Here is a 14,845-nt window from a genome sequence, read left to right on the forward strand (position 1 = left end):
CTGGCGCGGATGCGGGTGCGCCGCGCAGATGCGGTCGGCAAGGCTGGCGCGGTGGGCAACGCTGGCGCTGCTGGCCGCGCTGGCGCTGCCGGCGTCGGCCGCCACCCGCGCCTGGCTGGACCGCGACAGCATCGGCGCCGGCGAGAGCGTCACCCTCAACATCGAGACCGACCAGGGCCTGGCGGCGCCGGAGTACGCGCCGCTGCGCGCGCAGTTCGCGCTCAGCGACGCGGTCAACAGCCGGCAGATGCAGATGGTCAACGGCCAGGTCGCGGCCAAGTCGCTGTTCGGCGTGGCGCTGACCCCGCGCGCCACCGGCACGCTGGAAATCCCGTCGCTGCACGTGGGCAACGAGCGCACCGCGCCGCTGCGGCTGCAGGTCGCCGCGGCCGCCGCGGCGCCGGCCGGCAGCACCCGCGCCGGCGATCCGGCGCAACTCGGCAATGCCGACGTATTGGTGCAGACCGTGGCCGACGACGCGCAGCCGTACGTGCAGCAGAGCGTCGGCGTGGTGGTGCGGCTGTACCTGGGCGTGTCGTTGAGTTCGGGCGAACTGGACCTGGATCCGCCGGCCGGCGCCGCGCTGCAGCGCATCGGCGACGACATCCAGAGCCGGCGCGAGATCGACGGGCGCATGTTCACCATCGTCGAGCGCCGTTTCCTACTGGTGCCCGAGCGCAGCGGGCCGTTGACCCTGCCCGGCGCGCGCTTTCGCGGGCGCGGCCCCAGCGGCTTCTTCGACGATTATTTCGGCCGCGGCGGCGACCTCAGCGCGCGCAGCGCGGCGCAGACCCTGCAGGTGCGCGCGCAACCGGCCAATGCGCCGCAGCCGTGGCTGCCGCTGCACGACCTGCGGCTGCGCTACACCGCCACGCCGCAGCGCGCGGCGGTGGGCGAGGCGGCCGACATCGTGGTCGAGGCCAGCGCGCGCGGCGCCACCCAGGCGCAGTTCCCGGAGCTGCCGACGCCGAGCGTCGATGGCGCGCAGGTATTCGCCGAGCCGCCGCAGTTCGACGAGACGTTCGTCGATGGCAGCCCGCAACTGAAGATCACCCGGCGCTACTCGATCGTGCCGCAAACCGCGGGGCCGTTGCGGGTCAGCGGGCTGCGCGTGCCGTGGTGGGACGTGGCCACCGGCACCGCGCGTGAGGCCACGTTGCCCGATCTGACCCTGCAGGTGCTGCCCGGACGCGGCGTGCCCGCCGCGCCCGCGGCCCCGGCCAGCGCGCCGGTGCCGAGCGTGGATGCGGCGGCCCCGGCCGGCAATGCGGCGACGTCGACCCACGCGGTGCCCGGATGGCTCGGTTCGGTGCCGCTATGGATGGCGCTCGCCGCGCTGTTCGCACTGTTGTGGCTCGCCACGCTGGTCTGGGCCTGGCGCCGCGGCCGCGGTTCGCATGTGCCGACGGCCGCGTACCCCGTTCCAGCCTCGGCACCGGCTGCGCCGCGCGCGCGCTACGGCCTGCCCGACCTGCGCAAGGCGCTGGACGGCGGCGGCCTGGACGAGGTCGCCGCGATCCTGTGCGCGCAGGCCGGCGTCGCCGACCTCGACGGGCTGCTGACCCGCCTGGACGACCCGGCGCAACGCGAGGCGGTGCTGCGCCTGCAGCGCGCACGCTGGGGCGGCGAAGGCGACGTGCCCGGCGCGCGTGCCGCGCTGCGCGCCGCGTTCTGGGCCGGGCCGCACTGGCGCGGTGGCGTGCAACGCAAGAAGGCGAGCGACGACCTGCCGCCGCTGTATCCGCGCGACGCGTGAGGACGTCGTCGCGGCCCTGATTGGCGACGCCTGCAGGTCACTCGCCGGGCGATGCGGGCTTGCGGCCCGCCGGTAGGGGTTTGTTAAGCTCGCCGTTTCCCCTCGCAAGGCGCACGCCATGACCGACACCCCCGTGAAGGCCAAGACCGGCATGCCGTTGCATTGGAAGATGGCGATCGGCTTCGTCTTCGGGCTGGTGTTCGGCCTGGCCGTGCACCTGAGCGTGGGCGGCGATGCGGCCTGGGTGCAGGCGCTGACCAAGTACCTGACCACGCCGTTGTCCAAGCTGTTCCTCAATCTGATCTTCATGCTGATCGTGCCGCTGCTGTTCTCGGCGCTGGTGATGGGCATTTCCGAGATGGGCGACATCCGCGCGCTGGGCCGGATCGGCTGGAAGACGCTGGGCTATACGGTGGTGCTGTCCGGCATCGCGGTGCTGCTCGGCCTGGTCCTGGTCAACCTGCTCAAGCCGGGCATGGGCGTGGACCGCGAACTGGCGCAGCAGCTGTTGCAGCAGAACGTGGAGCGCACCGCGCAGATCGTCGACCAGAGCAAGCAGCAGCCGCGCGGCATGGACATGCTGTTGTCGATCGTGCCCGACAATGTGGTCGCCGCCGCCTCCAGCAACGGCGCGATCCTGTCGCTGATGTTCTTCGCGGTGATGTTCGGCGTGGGCATGGTGCTCAGCGACGAGGCCAAGGTGGCCACGCTGCGGCGCGGCATCGAGGGCATCTTCGAGATCTCGATGACCCTGATCGGGCTGGTGATCCGCCTGGCGCCGTACGCGGTGGCCTGTTTCATGTTCAACCTGGCCGCGCTGTTCGGCTTCGAACTGCTGGTCCGGCTCGGCGCCTACGTCGGCGTGGTGGTGCTGGCGCTGGGCCTGCACATGGTGGTGACCTACGGGCTGGCGGTGCGCTTCGCCGGGCGCTCGCCGCTGTGGTTCTTCCGCGCCACCCGTGAGGCCACGGTGATGGCGTTCTCCACCGCCTCCAGCAACGCCACCTTGCCCACCGCGCTGCGCGTGGCCGACGAGATGGGCCTGCCGAACAAGGTCTCGCGCTTCGTGCTGACGGTCGGCGCCACCGCCAACCAGAACGGCACCGCGCTGTTCGAAGGCGTCACCGTGATCTTCCTCGCCCAGTTCTTCGGCGTGGAACTGAGCATCGCGCAGCAGTTCATGGTGATGCTGGTGTGCATCCTCGGCGGCATCGGCACCGCCGGCGTGCCGTCCGGCTCGCTGCCGGTGGTGGCGCTGATCTGCGCGATGGTCGGGGTGGACCCGGTCGGCATCGGCATGATCCTGGGCGTCAACCATTTCCTGGACATGTGCCGCACGGCGCTGAACGTGACCGGCGATCTGGCGTTGACCACGTTGGTGGCGAAGGGCGAGGAAGGTGGGCGGGACTCGTGACTCGGGACTCGTGAAGCGCTATCCGTGACCGTTTGGGGTATGTGGTTAATGCGATAGGCGATCGGGATCCGTGGCCGCCAGCCTGTTGCGAGTCCCGAGTCCCGAGTCCCGCGCCTGTGGGACAATGGCGAACCCGACGCCCCGCGCCCGCTTCCAACAGAACCCTCATGACGACGCCTACCCGCCGCCAGCTCGCCAACGCGATCCGTTTCCTCGCCGCCGACGCGGTCGAGGCTGCCAAGTCCGGCCATCCCGGCATGCCGATGGGCATGGCCGACATCGCCGAAGTGCTGTGGAACGATTTCCTCAGCCACAATCCGAACAATCCGCAGTGGTTCAACCGCGACCGCTTCGTGCTCTCCAACGGCCACGGTTCGATGCTGCAGTACGCGCTGCTGCACCTGTCCGGCTACGAGCTGCCGCTGGCCGAGCTGAAGCGTTTCCGCCAGTTGCACAGCAGGACCGCCGGCCACCCCGAGCGCAGCGAAACCCCGGGCGTGGAGACCACCACCGGTCCGCTCGGCCAGGGCTTCGCCAACGCGGTCGGTTTCGCGCTGGCCGAGAAGCTGCTGGCGCAGCGCTACAACCGCCCCGAGCACCAGATCGTCGATCACCGCACCTGGGTGTTCATGGGCGACGGTTGCATGATGGAAGGCATCTCGCACGAGGCCGCCTCGCTGGCCGGCACCTGGGGCCTGGGCAAGCTGGTCGCGTTCTGGGACAACAACCATATCTCCATCGACGGCAACACCGCCGGCTGGTTCAGCGACAACACCCCGGCGCGCTTCGAGGCCTATGGCTGGCACGTGCTGCGCGATGTCGACGGCCAGGATGCCGACGCGATCAAGGCCGCGATCGAGGCCGCGATCGGCGAGAGCGACAAGCCGACCCTGATCTGCTGCCGCACCACCATCGGCTTCGGTGCCCCGAGCAAGGCCGGCAAGGAATCCGCGCACGGCGCGCCGCTGGGCAAGGAAGAGCTGGAAGGCGCGCGCAAGGCGCTGGACTGGCCGTACGGCCCGTTCGAGATCCCGCAGGAGATCTACGACGGCTGGCGCGCCGGTGGCGCCGGCACGCTGCGCCAGGCCGAGTGGGAGCAGGCGTTCGACAAGTACGCCAGGCAATACCCGGCCGCGGCCGCGGAGCTGACCCGCCGCTCGCACGGCGAGCTGCCGGACGGCTTCATCGCCCAGGCCGATGCCTACATCGCCAAGCAGGCAAGCGAGGCGCAGACCATCGCCTCGCGCAAGGCTTCGCAGATGGCGATCGAAGCGTTCGCGCCGCTGCTGCCGGAACTGATCGGCGGTTCGGCCGACCTGGCGCATTCCAACCTGACCCTGTGGAAGGCCAGCAAGTCGGTCGCCACTGACGACCCGAACGCCAACTACGTGTACTACGGCGTGCGCGAGTTCGGCATGACCGCGATCGCGAATGGTCTTGCGTTGCACGGCGGCTTCATCCCGTTCGACGCCACCTTCCTGGTGTTCAGCGACTACGCGCGTAACGGCGTGCGCATGAGCGCGCTGAATCCGGCGCATGCGATCCACGTCTACACCCACGATTCGATCGGCCTGGGCGAAGACGGCCCGACCCATCAGCCGGTGGAACACCTGGCCGCGCTGCGCTACATCCCCAACAACGACGTGTGGCGTCCGTGCGACACGGTCGAGTCGGCGGTGAGCTGGAAGGCCGCGATCACCCGCCAGGACGGCCCGAGCTGCCTGGTGTTCAGCCGCCAGAACCTGCCGTTCCAGGCGCGCAGCGACGCGCAGATCAAGCAGATCGAACGCGGCGGCTACGTGCTGGCCGATGCCGAGGGCGGCGTGCCGGACGTGATCCTGATCGGCACCGGTTCGGAAGTCGGCCTGGCCGTGGACGCGAAGAAAGTGTTGGACGCCGCGGGCCTGAAGACCCGCGTGGTGTCGATGCCCTCGACCGACGTGTTCGACCGCCAGGACGCGGCCTACCGCGAATCGGTGCTGCCGAACGCGGTGCGCAAGCGCGTGGCGGTGGAGGCCGGCGTCACCGGTTTCTGGCGCAAGTACGTGGGCCTGGACGGCGCGGTGGTCGGCATCGACACGTTCGGCGCGTCGGCACCGGCCGAGGAGCTGTACCAGTACTTCCAGATCACTACCGAGCACGTGGTCGCGGCGGCGAAGGCGCTGTAACCCGCCGTATCCCGCGGGAACGAAAAAGGCCGGCGCAAGCCGGCCTTTTTCTTGCGTGTGTCTGTGCTGTCGCAATGCAGATGATGCTGCTATTTGTGGGAGCGACTTCAGTCGCGACGGGCTTTATCGGTAACGCCCGTCGCGACTGAAGTCGCTCCCACAAGGGTCATCGCCGGAATCAAGATACGTGGCGGGCATGCGTCACGCCGAGCGGGGTGACCGCCACTTAGCGCTTGCGCGGCTTGCCGCGCGTCGGCTTTTTGCCGATGGCGGCGTCGGGCTTGTGCTGCGTCGCCAGCGCGCCAGCGTCGTGCAGCTGCTGCAGCCACGACAACGCGTCGACGTAGGCCAGGAAGTGCTGCAGATAGCCCGACGACAGCGTGCGCATCAGCGCCAGCGAACGATGCACCAGGACGCCTGAATTCAGCGGGCCGGCACCGGCAGGCGCCTGCTGCAGCGATTGCCGCAGCTGGCTGCGGCCGCGCAATTCGGTCCACAGCCTGCGCGCGTCGTCGAGCGCGGGCAGCGGCGCAGACGGCGCCGGCCTGGCGTTCGCCGCGTCGTTCGCTGTGCCGCCGGCGAAGCGGTCCAGCAGGTCGCCGAGCGGGCTGCGCGCGGTCGCGGTCGCGGCCGGCGCGGCATCGGCATCATCGCCATTGGCGTCGCTATTGCTATCGCCATTGTTTGCCGTAGCCGGCATTGTGGCCAGGTCCGCCGCATACGCATCGAGCAGCGCGGACAGCTTCTGCTGCAGCAGGCGCCGCGCTTCGCCATCGTGGGCATCGGCACGCCGCGCCAGCGCCGCGATGAAGCGCAAGCGCAGCGGATCCAGGCGCTCGGCCTGCTGCGCGCGCCATGCAGCGATCAGCTCGCTCGCCGCTGTTCCGTCAGCGCGCATGCGGCATCGCGGCGGCGGTGGACAGCTTCGGCAGCGGCGCCATTTCCACGCGCCGGTTGCGGGCGCGTCCGGCTTCGTCGACGTTCGGGCTCACCGGTTGCTGCGCACCGAATGCGGCGGCGAACACCGCGTCGGCCGGCACGCCTTCCTCGATCAGCGCACGGGTCACGGTCAGCGCGCGCTGCGCCGACAGTTCCCAGTTGTCGGCGAACTGGCGGTTGCCGTCGCGCACCTGGCGGTCGTCGGTGAAGCCGCTCACCATCAGGATCTCGCCGCGTGCCTTGAGGTAACCGGCGAGCGGTGCGGCCAGGCTGTTCAGCAGCTCGCGGCCGTCGGGCTGCAACTGGTCGGAATTGAGCGCGAACAGCACGCTGCCGCGGATGCCGATGCGGCCGTCGACCAGGGTCACCCGGCCTGCCGCCAGCGGCGCGGCCAGCGCCTGTTGCAGGGTCTTGCGCTGCCGCGCCTCGGCCTGCCGCTGCCGGACTTCCTCGTCCAGCTTGTGCGACAGCTGCAGCTGCACGCCGATCACCCCGATCAGGATCAGCACGAAGGCGCCGAGCAGCACCGACATCAGGTCGCCGAACACGGCCCAGATCGGCGCGCCGGATTCGGCATCGATTTCCAGCTCGTCGCTCATGCCGCTGCGGCTCCGCCGTTGGCGTGCTGGCCGGGCAGCTGGCGCAATTCCTCGATGATCTGCTTCTGCGACAGCAGGCTCAGGTCGATGACTTCGCGCGCCTGCGCCACGTAGTAGGCCAGCTGCTCGTCGCTGCGCGCGAGCGATTTGTCCAGCGCCTGCTCGATGCCCTGCAGGCGCTCCAGCAGCGCCGCGTTCGAGTGGCTGAACGCCTCCACCGCGCCGCCGAAGGCATCGCCCAGGCTCGCCACTTCGGTGGCACCGACCGCGACCTGCGCGGCGACCGATTCGAGCTTGCCGGTCTCGGCCTGGATGTGATCGGTGAAGCGGGTGCCGACGCGATCGAGCAGGTCCGCCGAGGTGGTGACCAAGGCGTCCACTGCGGTGCGCTGCTCGGTGGAAGCGTGGTTCACCGCGTCGAGCAAGGTGTGCAGCGTGTCCAGCAGGCGGCTGCGCTCTTCCAGCATGGCGGTGTCGCGGACCATGCTCTCGGAGAGTTTCTGGCGCAGCTCGGCGATGACGTCGGCGGCGGCCTTCGGCGCTTCCGAGGCGGTCTGCACCAGGCGCGAGATCTCGGCGATGGTCGCGCTGGCATGCGCCTGGGTCTGCGCCACGATCGCAGCTGCGGTGCGTTCGAGCGTGGCGCAGATGTCCTGCTGGCGCTGCGCGCTGCGCGCGCCGCTTTGCTCCCACTCCGCGTTCAAGGCCGCGACCATCGCGCCGAACGTGTCGGTCCACGTGGCCAGGCGCGCCTGGTCGCGCGCGTGCAGCGCATCTTGCAGCTGCGCATGCGAGTGCTGCATGGCCGCGAGCAGCGCCGCCGCGCGTTGTTCCAGCGTCGTCGCGGCCGCGTCCAGCACCTGCGCGTTGCGCTCGGCCAGGGCGGCGTTGATGTCCTCCTGGCGCGCCAGCGCATCGTTCCAGGCCTGCTTGGCACCATCCGCAGTGGCGTCCAGGCGTGCCGACACGGCGTCCAGCAGGCCGCCGGAGCGCGCGGCGAAGCTGTCGCCGAAGCCTTGCAGCGCGCTGCGCAGATCCTGGACCAGCGCCTGGTTGGTGTCGCGCTGGCCGGCCAGCGCGGCATCCCACGCCTGTGCGGCGCGCGCGGCGGCGTTCTCGAAGCCGCTGGCCAGACCGTCCAGCTGCCGCTGCACGGCCTGGCCGACGCGCTCGTGCAGCGTGGCGGTTTCGCGCGCCAGGCCGTCCAGGGTGGCCTGCACCACCGGCTGCAGCGCCGCGCCGAGCGCGTGCGCGTTCTCCGCGACGCCGGCCTGCAACGACTGCTCCACCGCGCCGGCCAGGCGCGTGTAGGCGGCCTCGGTCCTGGTGTGGAAGGCGTCCTGGTTGCTCGCCAGGCGTTCGCCGCTGGCGGCGCCCTGTTGCTCGATGCCGGCCGCCATCGCTTGCAGCCGGTCGATCAATGCCGGCATCAATTCGGTCTGCCGCTGCAACAGCTTGAACGCTTCGCTGCGCTGGAACGCCTGCGAATGGACGTGCAGCGTGGTCGCGATGGCCAGGTCGAGCCCTTGCACCGCCTGCAGCCGCTCGCGCCGGCACAGCGCGGCGAGCAGGCCGAGCATCGCGGAGCTGGCCACGCCGGCGATGGAGGTGCCGAACGCGAAGCCCAGGCCCTTGACCGGTGCGGCCAGCGAGTCGCGGATGGCGTGCAGGTCGGTCGCGCTTTGCAGCGCCAGGCCGGTGCCGCGCAGGGTCGCCATCATGCCCAGGAAGGTGCCGAGCATGCCCAGCAGCACCAGCAGGCCGACCAGGTAGGGGGTCAGCCCCGGCGCCGGCATGGCCACGCGCTCGCCCTCGATGCGCAGGCGCACCGCGTTGCGCAGGCTCGGGTCGAGGCGTTGCAGCCAGCCGCCCAGGTCGGATTGCGCCGCGTCCGCGTCGGCCACGGCGTGGACCAGCGTGGTCGTGGCCTGCCGGTAGCGGTACAGCTCCAGCGCGCCGGCCACGTAGCACGCGCCGATCAGCAGCGCGAAGCTGGCGCCCAGCGGGTTGGAGCCGAGGTAGCCCACGCCGATCCAGCACACGGCGGCGAGGCCGGCCAGGAACACGACGGAATTGAACAGGTTCTTGAACATGATGTCTCGGTCAGGAGGTCTCGGTCAGCGGGTGCGAAGCGCTGCAAGCAGCGCGTCGATGGGATGGAAGCGGACGTCCAGCTCGGCGCGCAGCAGGTGCTGCATGTCCTGGCGGAACAGGTCCAGCCAGGCGCCGGCGGTCGGCGCCGGAGGGATGTCCGCCGCTTGCGCGTCGGCCGGCGGCGTGTGCCCGGCCGCGCGCAGGCGTTCGAAATGCTGTCCCAGCAGTGCCGGCACGGCGGCCAGCAGGGTCTGTTCGCGTGGGCTCAGGGTCAGTTCCATGACCGCGTCCACCTCCGCCAGCCGCGCCATGTCGGCCGAGGAGCGCGCCAGCGTGTCGCGCAGCTGGCCGCGCAGGCGGCCGCTGGCGGTCAGCATCGATCGTTGCAGCGACTGGTAGCGCTGGCGGAACGGCGCATAGTCCAGCCGCGCGTTCGGGTCGGCGCCGTGGCCAGGCCTGGCGGTCTGGCGGCCGGCGTCCGCGCCGGTGTCGCGGGCGATGGCCTGCTCCAGCGCGCCGCGCACGCGTGCGCATTCGGTCTCGCTGGCGCTCTCGAACGGGGCGTCGGCATCGATCGCGGGCAATCTGCCGTCCAGCGCCCTGGACACGGCCACGGCGCGCGTCCAGTCGAGCCATTGGCCGAGCCGGTCGGCCAGCGCAGGGCTGCACGGCGGTATGTCGGCGTCGGTGAGACGGGCGAGGAGGCGAATGAACGCCGGGCCCGGGACAGGCGGCCGTGGAAGAGCTTGCGCCATGCTTCTGCGTAAAACGCGTAATTTTACACGCGAATGACACGCCGGGCCGGCCAGCCCGCGGCGGCATGCCGGCCGGCGCCAGGATGTCGATCGCGTCGTGGTGGCGGCCCTGGCAGCGGGCGTCGGCACCAGGCGGTGAGGCACCTGTGCGTCTGGTGCCGGACACGCCGAACATCGCGCGTTCAGTACGGCCTGGTCTGTTGCAGCGCGTAGCCCAGCAGGCGCGCCTGCATGCGCTCGCCGATGCCGCGCGGCGCATCCAGCGCCATGCGCTGCAGGCAGGCCGGATCGCCGGCCTGGCGCGACAGCAGCGCGCGCGCCACGGTGGCGCGCTTCTTGCCGCTGCCGGCGGTACGCCGCTTGAGCCAGGCCAGTGCGCGCAGCAGGCGCTGTTCGACCTCGCTGAAGTCGCTGCCCAGCGGATAGTCGGGCAGGCTGCCGTCGGCGCGGAACGGGGCCATTGCGGCGCGCACCCGCTCGGCGCGGTTGCGCTGCCACTGCGGCGGCGCGACGAAATCGGCCCCGAGCTTGCGCGCGCGTTGGGCCTGTTGCAGCCGCGCGGGCTGAAACGCGGCGTCGGCGATGCCGGTCATCGCCACGATGCAGTCCTCGTCGGTCATGCCGCACAGGTCGGCGATGCCGTATTCGTTGAGGTAGATGTCGCGCAGATGACGCGGGATCGTGGTGTGGCCGTAGTTCCAGCGCAGGTTGGAGTGCAGCGCCGGCGCCTCGCCGCGGGTGGCGCGGAACATCAGCACGCTGCGTGCATCGTCTAGCGCGTGCGCCATCGCCACGAGTTGTACTGTCCGCCGACGCCGGACACCACGCGGCCGTCGTCCAGCGCGTCGGACACCGACGCGCCCAGTCCGCTGGCCATCATGCACGAGTTGAAGAAGCGCGCCTCGCGCCGTTGCAGGCGGCGCAAGCGCTCCTCGCCGTAGAGCTGGTTGATCGCGCTGATCCGGTGCGTGCCGGGGATGCGCTGCAGGATCAGCTCGGCAGCGGCGTCGAGGTCTTCGAGGGAGTCGGTCATCGGCCTAGCTTAGGCGAGCGCCGCGATACCGTGCTTCCGCGGTTGGCGAAAGCGCTTGACAACGGTTTCGATTACCCATGTAATCTATAAAAATTACAGGCGTAAACGATATGCCGATCAGCGATGCCGAAGCCGTGGTGATGGAGGTGCTGTGGAACCGGCATCCGCTCAGTGCCGAAGAGGTATTCGCGGCGCTGTCCGGGCATGGCGGCTGGGCTGAGCCCACGGTCAAGACCTTGCTCAATCGGCTGCTCAACAAGGGCGCGATCGGCGCCGACAAACAGGGCCGCCGCTATCTGTACGCGCCGCTGCTGCAGCGCGGGCAATGGGTGCAGCAACAGAGCGAGGGCCTGCTCGAACGCCTGTTCGGCGGCCGCGTCGCGCCGCTGGTGGCGCACTTCAGCGAACGCGGCAAGCTCAGCGACGCCGATATCGCCGAACTCAAACGACTGATCCAGGAGCTGGACGATGAGCGTTGACACGTTGGTAGCGGGACTGTGGGCCACGGCGCTGTCCGCCAGCGCGGCGATCGTGCTGGTGTTGGCGCTGCGCGCGCCATTGCGACGCGCGTTCGGTGCAGGCGCCGCCTATGCGTTATGGGCTGCGGTGCCGTTGGCCATGCTCGCCTTGCTGCTGCCTGGCGATCTGCGCCCGGCGCTGCCGGCGAGGTTGGCGCTGGCGCAGGTCTGGGTGGGGCTGCCGCAGGGATCGGCTGGCGCTTCGGGTGCGATGACGATGGCGAGCAATCATGTCGCGCTGTGGATGGCCGCACTCTGGCTGCTGGGCGCGGCGGCGATGGCGGCCAGGTTGTGGCGGCAGCAGCAGCGCTACCGGCATAGCCTGGGGCGGCTGTCGCCCGGCGCCGATGGCGTACTGTACGCGCAGCATGCGTTGCATGGTCCGCTGGTGCTCGGCGCCTGGCGCCCGCACGTGGTGCTGCCGATGGATTTCGCCGATCGCTATCCGGCCGCACAGGCGCAACTGGTGCTGGCCCACGAACGCATGCACATCGCCCGCGGCGACACCCGCCACAATCTGCTGCTGGCGGCCTTGCGTTGCGTGTACTGGTTCAACCCATTGCTGCACTGGGCCGCGGCGCGGTTCCGCTTCGACCAGGAACTGGCCTGCGATGCGGCGGTGCTGGCGCGGCATCCGGCTTCGCGCCGCAGCTACGCCGAGGCGATGCTGCAGACCCAGCTGGACGCGATCGCCTTGCCGGTCGGCTGCCATTGGCAGGCCGGTCAGACCTTGCGGCAGCGAATCGGGATGCTGCAGCGGCGGCCGGTGCGCGGTTGGCGGCGGCGTGCCGGTATCGCCGTGGTGGCGACGACGGCCATGTGCGGCGGGGTTGCGGCGTGGGCGTTGCAGCCGCTGCAGGCGTCCGCGCTGGCGGGAAGCGACAGCGCACCTGCGCTGTCGAATGCGCAAGGGCGGGATGCAGGTGCCCTGGCGGGCGCTGCATCGGGGTCGGGCGTGGCGCCGGACGGCACCGCGATGCCTTCCTCGCCCGCGTTCGCGTGGGCAGCCGACGCTGCGGCGGCCTCTGCCAAGCGTGGGACTACGCCTGCCAAGCCACTGGCGATGGCGCCACCCACCTATCCGCGCGAGGCGTTGCGCAAGGGTGCCTCGGGAAAAGTGATGCTGCTGGTCAATGTGGATGAGGCCGGTAGCGTCAGCGACGTGCGCTTGCTCGGGCATGGCAGCGGCGATGCCGCGCTGGACCAGGCGGCGATTGCGGCCTCCAGGCAATGGCGCTTCGTTCCCGCCCGCGAGCATGGGCGGGCCGTCCCGGGGCGGTTGCAGATTCCTGTCGTGTTCGAGTCCGAGATGGATCCGGTCCAGGCGCCGCCCGGGCTGGCGGGGGTTTCGGACTACCGCTGGTATCTGTTGAATTCGGATGCGACCGATGTTGGTCAGCGCATGTGCGACGTGTTCAAACGTGATGGGCAAGGACCGGCCGCGCGCCTGTATTGCGGCATGGCTGCAAAGACGGCCAAGCGATGAGCCTGCGCAGGATCTGCCTGACCAGCCTGTGCCTGTGCCTGGCCAGCTGTGCCAGCCAGCCGCATCGCGAGCAGACCCAGCGGCTGGACTCGGTGGATCGGCGCCTGCTTGCGCCACGCGGCGACGGCGCCCCGGGTGGGGCCGTTACGGCCTACACGATGCAGCCACAGCAGGTATTCCGCATGCCGCAGCCGCTGGACGCGGCGACGCCGCAGCTGCCGGCCGATTCGCCGCGGCGCACGCTGCCGCCGACCACCGTGTGCGTGCGCGTGATCCTGTCCGCGCAAGGCGCCGTGCAGCGCAGCGAGCCCTTGCACGACCGCAAGGAATGCAGTGCCGGCGCGCTGGCGGACAACGCCGATCTGCTGCAGGCGGTACAGCGCGAGGTCGCGCGCTGGCGCTTCGTGCCCGCGGCGATCTGCACCTACGCCGATCCGGCACAGCGGCCGGCGCTGGAGGGGCGCTGCGACGATGCAGTGTCGGTGGAAGAGGTGCCGGTGACGCTGGCCTACGCGTTCACCTTCGAGGTGCGCGAGGGCAAGGCCAGCGTGCAGGCCGGGCGGGTGGGAGGCCGCGGTGCGCGCTGAGCGTGCGCGCTGGTGCTGGCCCGTGACTGGAGTGCTTTTGTCACATGATTGCGGGTTTGGGATCAATTTCGGTAGCTGCGAGCCGCCAGTTGCGACAAGCACTACTGGTAAAGTCCGTCGCGACTGAAGTTGCTCCCACAAAGGGCAGCATCTCGCCAGAGATACCGCGTGCGGTGGCAGCAGAATCGCTACCGCGCGTTGTCATCGCGGCTACAGCATTTCCGGCTTGAACAACCGTCGCCGCGAGATCTCCGTGCCGGACAGCATGAACCTGCCGTCGCCGCGGTAGTGCAGGGTCCTGGGCAGTTTCGGCGACGTGGCGACGTGCGCCTTGACCACCTCCCAGATGAAAAGATTGTGCCTGGCGATCTGGCGGCCGTCGTGCAGGCGGCATTCGAAGTTCGCGTAGCACTCGGCGATCAGCGGTGCATCGACCTGCGCACCGGCCACCGCGGTCAGGCCGAACCGGGCGAACTTGTCGCGCTGCGCGCCGCTGCTGTTGCCGATGCCGACCACGGTATCGACCAGGTCCGCGGTCGGCAGGTTGATCGTGCACTGCGTGCTGCGCCGGACCAGCTCGAAGCTGTGGTTGGCGCTGGAGATGCAGCAGGCGATCAGCGACGGCGAGAATTCCAGCAGCATATGCCAGCCCATGGTCATGATGTCGCGCTGCCCTTTCCACGCCGAACCGACCAATACCACCGGGCCGGGTTCCAGGAACCGACGCACCTGGTCGAGCGGGAAATCGTGCTTGCGGTAGCGGCGCATGGGCGCATCCTCGCGGCGGTGGCGATGGCACAGTCTGGCCATCGGCGGTGAACGCGGCGTCGGCGTGCGCTACTCCAATCGATGGATCGCATCGGCGATGCGTTCCACTTCCTCGGTCTGGTGGCTGACGTAGAGCATCGGCAGGCGCACTTCGTCGCGCACGCGCTGCAGGTACGGGATCAGTTCGCCGCGGCGTTGCGCGTCCAGCGCCGACAGCGGTTCGTCGAACAGCAGGATCGCCGGCTGCGACAGCAATGCGCGGCCGATCGCCACGCGCTGCGCCTCACCGCCGGACAGATTCCCCGGGCGTCGCGCCAGCAGCGGTGCGATGCCGAGCAGCTCCACCACCGCATCGAAGCCGAAGCGCTGGGCCTGGCCGCGGCCGTGGCGGCCGTAGCCGAGGTTGCGGCGCACGTCCATGTGCGGGAACAGCCGCGCGTCCTGGAACACGTAGCCGATGCGGCGCCGATGGGTCGGCACGTCGATGCCGGCGTTGCTGTCGTAGAGCACGCGCGCATCGATCACGATGCGTCCGCTGCGCGGCCGCAGCACGCCGGCGATGGCGTTGAGCATGCTGGTCTTGCCGGCGCCGGAAGGGCCGACCAGCGCGACCACGCGTGCGCTTTCCTCGACCCGCAAGCGGCGCTGGAAGCGGCCGCGCTGCACGTCGATGTCGATGCTCAGCATCGGCGCGCGCTCCCGTGCGGCGGACGCGATACGACGCGGAT

The 14,845-nt window shown here is 70.3% G+C and carries 12 protein-coding genes and 1 pseudogene; 6 read left to right on the top strand and 7 right to left on the bottom strand.

Annotation, left to right across the window (positions count from 1 at the left end; genetic code table 11):
• Positions 1-28: 28 nt before the first annotated feature.
• The 3 genes from FZ025_RS13660 to tkt all read left to right on the top strand — a co-directional run bounded on the left by FZ025_RS13660 (position 29) and on the right by tkt (position 5,338).
• Positions 29-1,756 carry a BatD family protein gene (locus tag FZ025_RS13660; RefSeq protein WP_046980612.1) on the top strand — a complete coding sequence of 576 codons (1,728 nt, stop codon included), beginning with the start codon at positions 29-31 and terminating at the stop codon, positions 1,754-1,756.
• 118 nt (positions 1,757-1,874) lie between these two features.
• Positions 1,875-3,170, top strand: coding sequence for a dicarboxylate/amino acid:cation symporter (locus FZ025_RS13665; RefSeq protein WP_046980604.1), 1,296 nt, complete (start codon positions 1,875-1,877; stop codon positions 3,168-3,170).
• Between the two features lie 167 nt (positions 3,171-3,337).
• Positions 3,338-5,338 carry a transketolase gene (tkt, locus tag FZ025_RS13670; RefSeq protein WP_046980603.1) on the top strand — a complete coding sequence of 667 codons (2,001 nt, stop codon included), beginning with the start codon at positions 3,338-3,340 and terminating at the stop codon, positions 5,336-5,338.
• A 226-nt stretch (positions 5,339-5,564) separates the two neighbouring features.
• On the opposite strand, the gene FZ025_RS13675 is transcribed toward tkt, so the two are convergent.
• The 5 genes and pseudogenes from FZ025_RS13675 to FZ025_RS13695 form a co-directional block, all read right to left on the bottom strand.
• Positions 5,565-6,236 (bottom strand): DUF2894 domain-containing protein, encoded by a 672-nt coding sequence (locus FZ025_RS13675; RefSeq protein ID WP_046980602.1) that lies wholly within the window; start codon positions 6,234-6,236, stop codon positions 5,565-5,567.
• On the bottom strand, positions 6,226-6,876 hold the full coding sequence (locus tag FZ025_RS13680; RefSeq protein WP_104558224.1) for an OmpA family protein: 651 nt from the start codon (positions 6,874-6,876) through the stop codon (positions 6,226-6,228). The genes FZ025_RS13675 and FZ025_RS13680 overlap by 11 nt, the downstream gene beginning before the upstream one ends.
• A complete protein-coding gene (locus tag FZ025_RS13685; protein ID WP_046980600.1) occupies positions 6,873-8,969 on the bottom strand; it encodes a DUF802 domain-containing protein in 2,097 nt (698 codons plus the stop codon). The genes FZ025_RS13680 and FZ025_RS13685 overlap by 4 nt, the downstream gene beginning before the upstream one ends.
• A gap of 24 nt (positions 8,970-8,993) precedes the next feature.
• A complete protein-coding gene (locus FZ025_RS13690) occupies positions 8,994-9,725 on the bottom strand; it encodes a DUF3348 domain-containing protein (RefSeq protein WP_046980599.1) in 732 nt (243 codons plus the stop codon).
• 182 nt (positions 9,726-9,907) lie between these two features.
• Positions 9,908-10,707 (bottom strand): annotated as a pseudogene (locus FZ025_RS13695) (acetyl-CoA hydrolase/transferase C-terminal domain-containing protein); the annotation flags it as partial.
• 161 nt (positions 10,708-10,868) lie between these two features.
• On the opposite strand from FZ025_RS13695, the gene FZ025_RS13700 reads away from it, so the two are divergent.
• From FZ025_RS13700 to FZ025_RS13710, 3 genes are read left to right on the top strand one after another with little or no spacing between them, the layout of a single operon-like run.
• Entirely contained in the window at positions 10,869-11,237 is a 369-nt protein-coding gene (locus FZ025_RS13700; RefSeq protein ID WP_046980598.1) for a BlaI/MecI/CopY family transcriptional regulator, read from the top strand.
• The gene (locus tag FZ025_RS13705; RefSeq protein WP_046980597.1) at positions 11,227-12,762 is read left to right on the top strand and encodes a TonB family protein; all 1,536 of its coding nucleotides are present in this window, start codon (positions 11,227-11,229) and stop codon (positions 12,760-12,762) included. The genes FZ025_RS13700 and FZ025_RS13705 overlap by 11 nt, the downstream gene beginning before the upstream one ends.
• Positions 12,759-13,349, top strand: coding sequence for a hypothetical protein (locus FZ025_RS13710; protein ID WP_046980596.1), 591 nt, complete (start codon positions 12,759-12,761; stop codon positions 13,347-13,349). The genes FZ025_RS13705 and FZ025_RS13710 overlap by 4 nt, the downstream gene beginning before the upstream one ends.
• 210 nt (positions 13,350-13,559) lie before the next feature.
• On the opposite strand, the gene FZ025_RS13715 is transcribed toward FZ025_RS13710, so the two are convergent.
• Both FZ025_RS13715 and FZ025_RS13720 read right to left on the bottom strand, forming a co-directional pair.
• Positions 13,560-14,117 carry a flavin reductase family protein gene (locus FZ025_RS13715; protein WP_046980595.1) on the bottom strand — a complete coding sequence of 186 codons (558 nt, stop codon included), beginning with the start codon at positions 14,115-14,117 and terminating at the stop codon, positions 13,560-13,562.
• Positions 14,118-14,186: 69 nt separating this feature from the next.
• On the bottom strand, positions 14,187-14,804 hold the full coding sequence (locus FZ025_RS13720; RefSeq protein ID WP_046980611.1) for a molybdenum ABC transporter ATP-binding protein: 618 nt from the start codon (positions 14,802-14,804) through the stop codon (positions 14,187-14,189).
• Between the last annotated feature and the right edge of the window lie 41 nt (positions 14,805-14,845).

It is taken from the genome of Xanthomonas hyacinthi (genome assembly GCF_009769165.1).
Classification (GTDB): Bacteria; Pseudomonadota; Gammaproteobacteria; order Xanthomonadales; family Xanthomonadaceae; genus Xanthomonas_A; species Xanthomonas_A hyacinthi.

Coding starts and splice junctions, on each gene's coding strand:
- FZ025_RS13660 (WP_046980612.1), top strand. CDS start 29: ATGCGGTCGGCAAGGCTGGCGCGGTGGGCAACGCTGGCGCTGCTGGCC.
- FZ025_RS13665 (WP_046980604.1), top strand. CDS start 1,875: ATGACCGACACCCCCGTGAAGGCCAAGACCGGCATGCCGTTGCATTGG.
- tkt (WP_046980603.1), top strand. CDS start 3,338: ATGACGACGCCTACCCGCCGCCAGCTCGCCAACGCGATCCGTTTCCTC.
- FZ025_RS13675 (WP_046980602.1), bottom strand. CDS start 6,236: ATGCGCGCTGACGGAACAGCGGCGAGCGAGCTGATCGCTGCATGGCGC.
- FZ025_RS13680 (WP_104558224.1), bottom strand. CDS start 6,876: ATGAGCGACGAGCTGGAAATCGATGCCGAATCCGGCGCGCCGATCTGG.
- FZ025_RS13685 (WP_046980600.1), bottom strand. CDS start 8,969: ATGTTCAAGAACCTGTTCAATTCCGTCGTGTTCCTGGCCGGCCTCGCC.
- FZ025_RS13690 (WP_046980599.1), bottom strand. CDS start 9,725: ATGGCGCAAGCTCTTCCACGGCCGCCTGTCCCGGGCCCGGCGTTCATT.
- FZ025_RS13700 (WP_046980598.1), top strand. CDS start 10,869: ATGCCGATCAGCGATGCCGAAGCCGTGGTGATGGAGGTGCTGTGGAAC.
- FZ025_RS13705 (WP_046980597.1), top strand. CDS start 11,227: ATGAGCGTTGACACGTTGGTAGCGGGACTGTGGGCCACGGCGCTGTCC.
- FZ025_RS13710 (WP_046980596.1), top strand. CDS start 12,759: ATGAGCCTGCGCAGGATCTGCCTGACCAGCCTGTGCCTGTGCCTGGCC.
- FZ025_RS13715 (WP_046980595.1), bottom strand. CDS start 14,117: ATGCGCCGCTACCGCAAGCACGATTTCCCGCTCGACCAGGTGCGTCGG.
- FZ025_RS13720 (WP_046980611.1), bottom strand. CDS start 14,804: ATGCTGAGCATCGACATCGACGTGCAGCGCGGCCGCTTCCAGCGCCGC.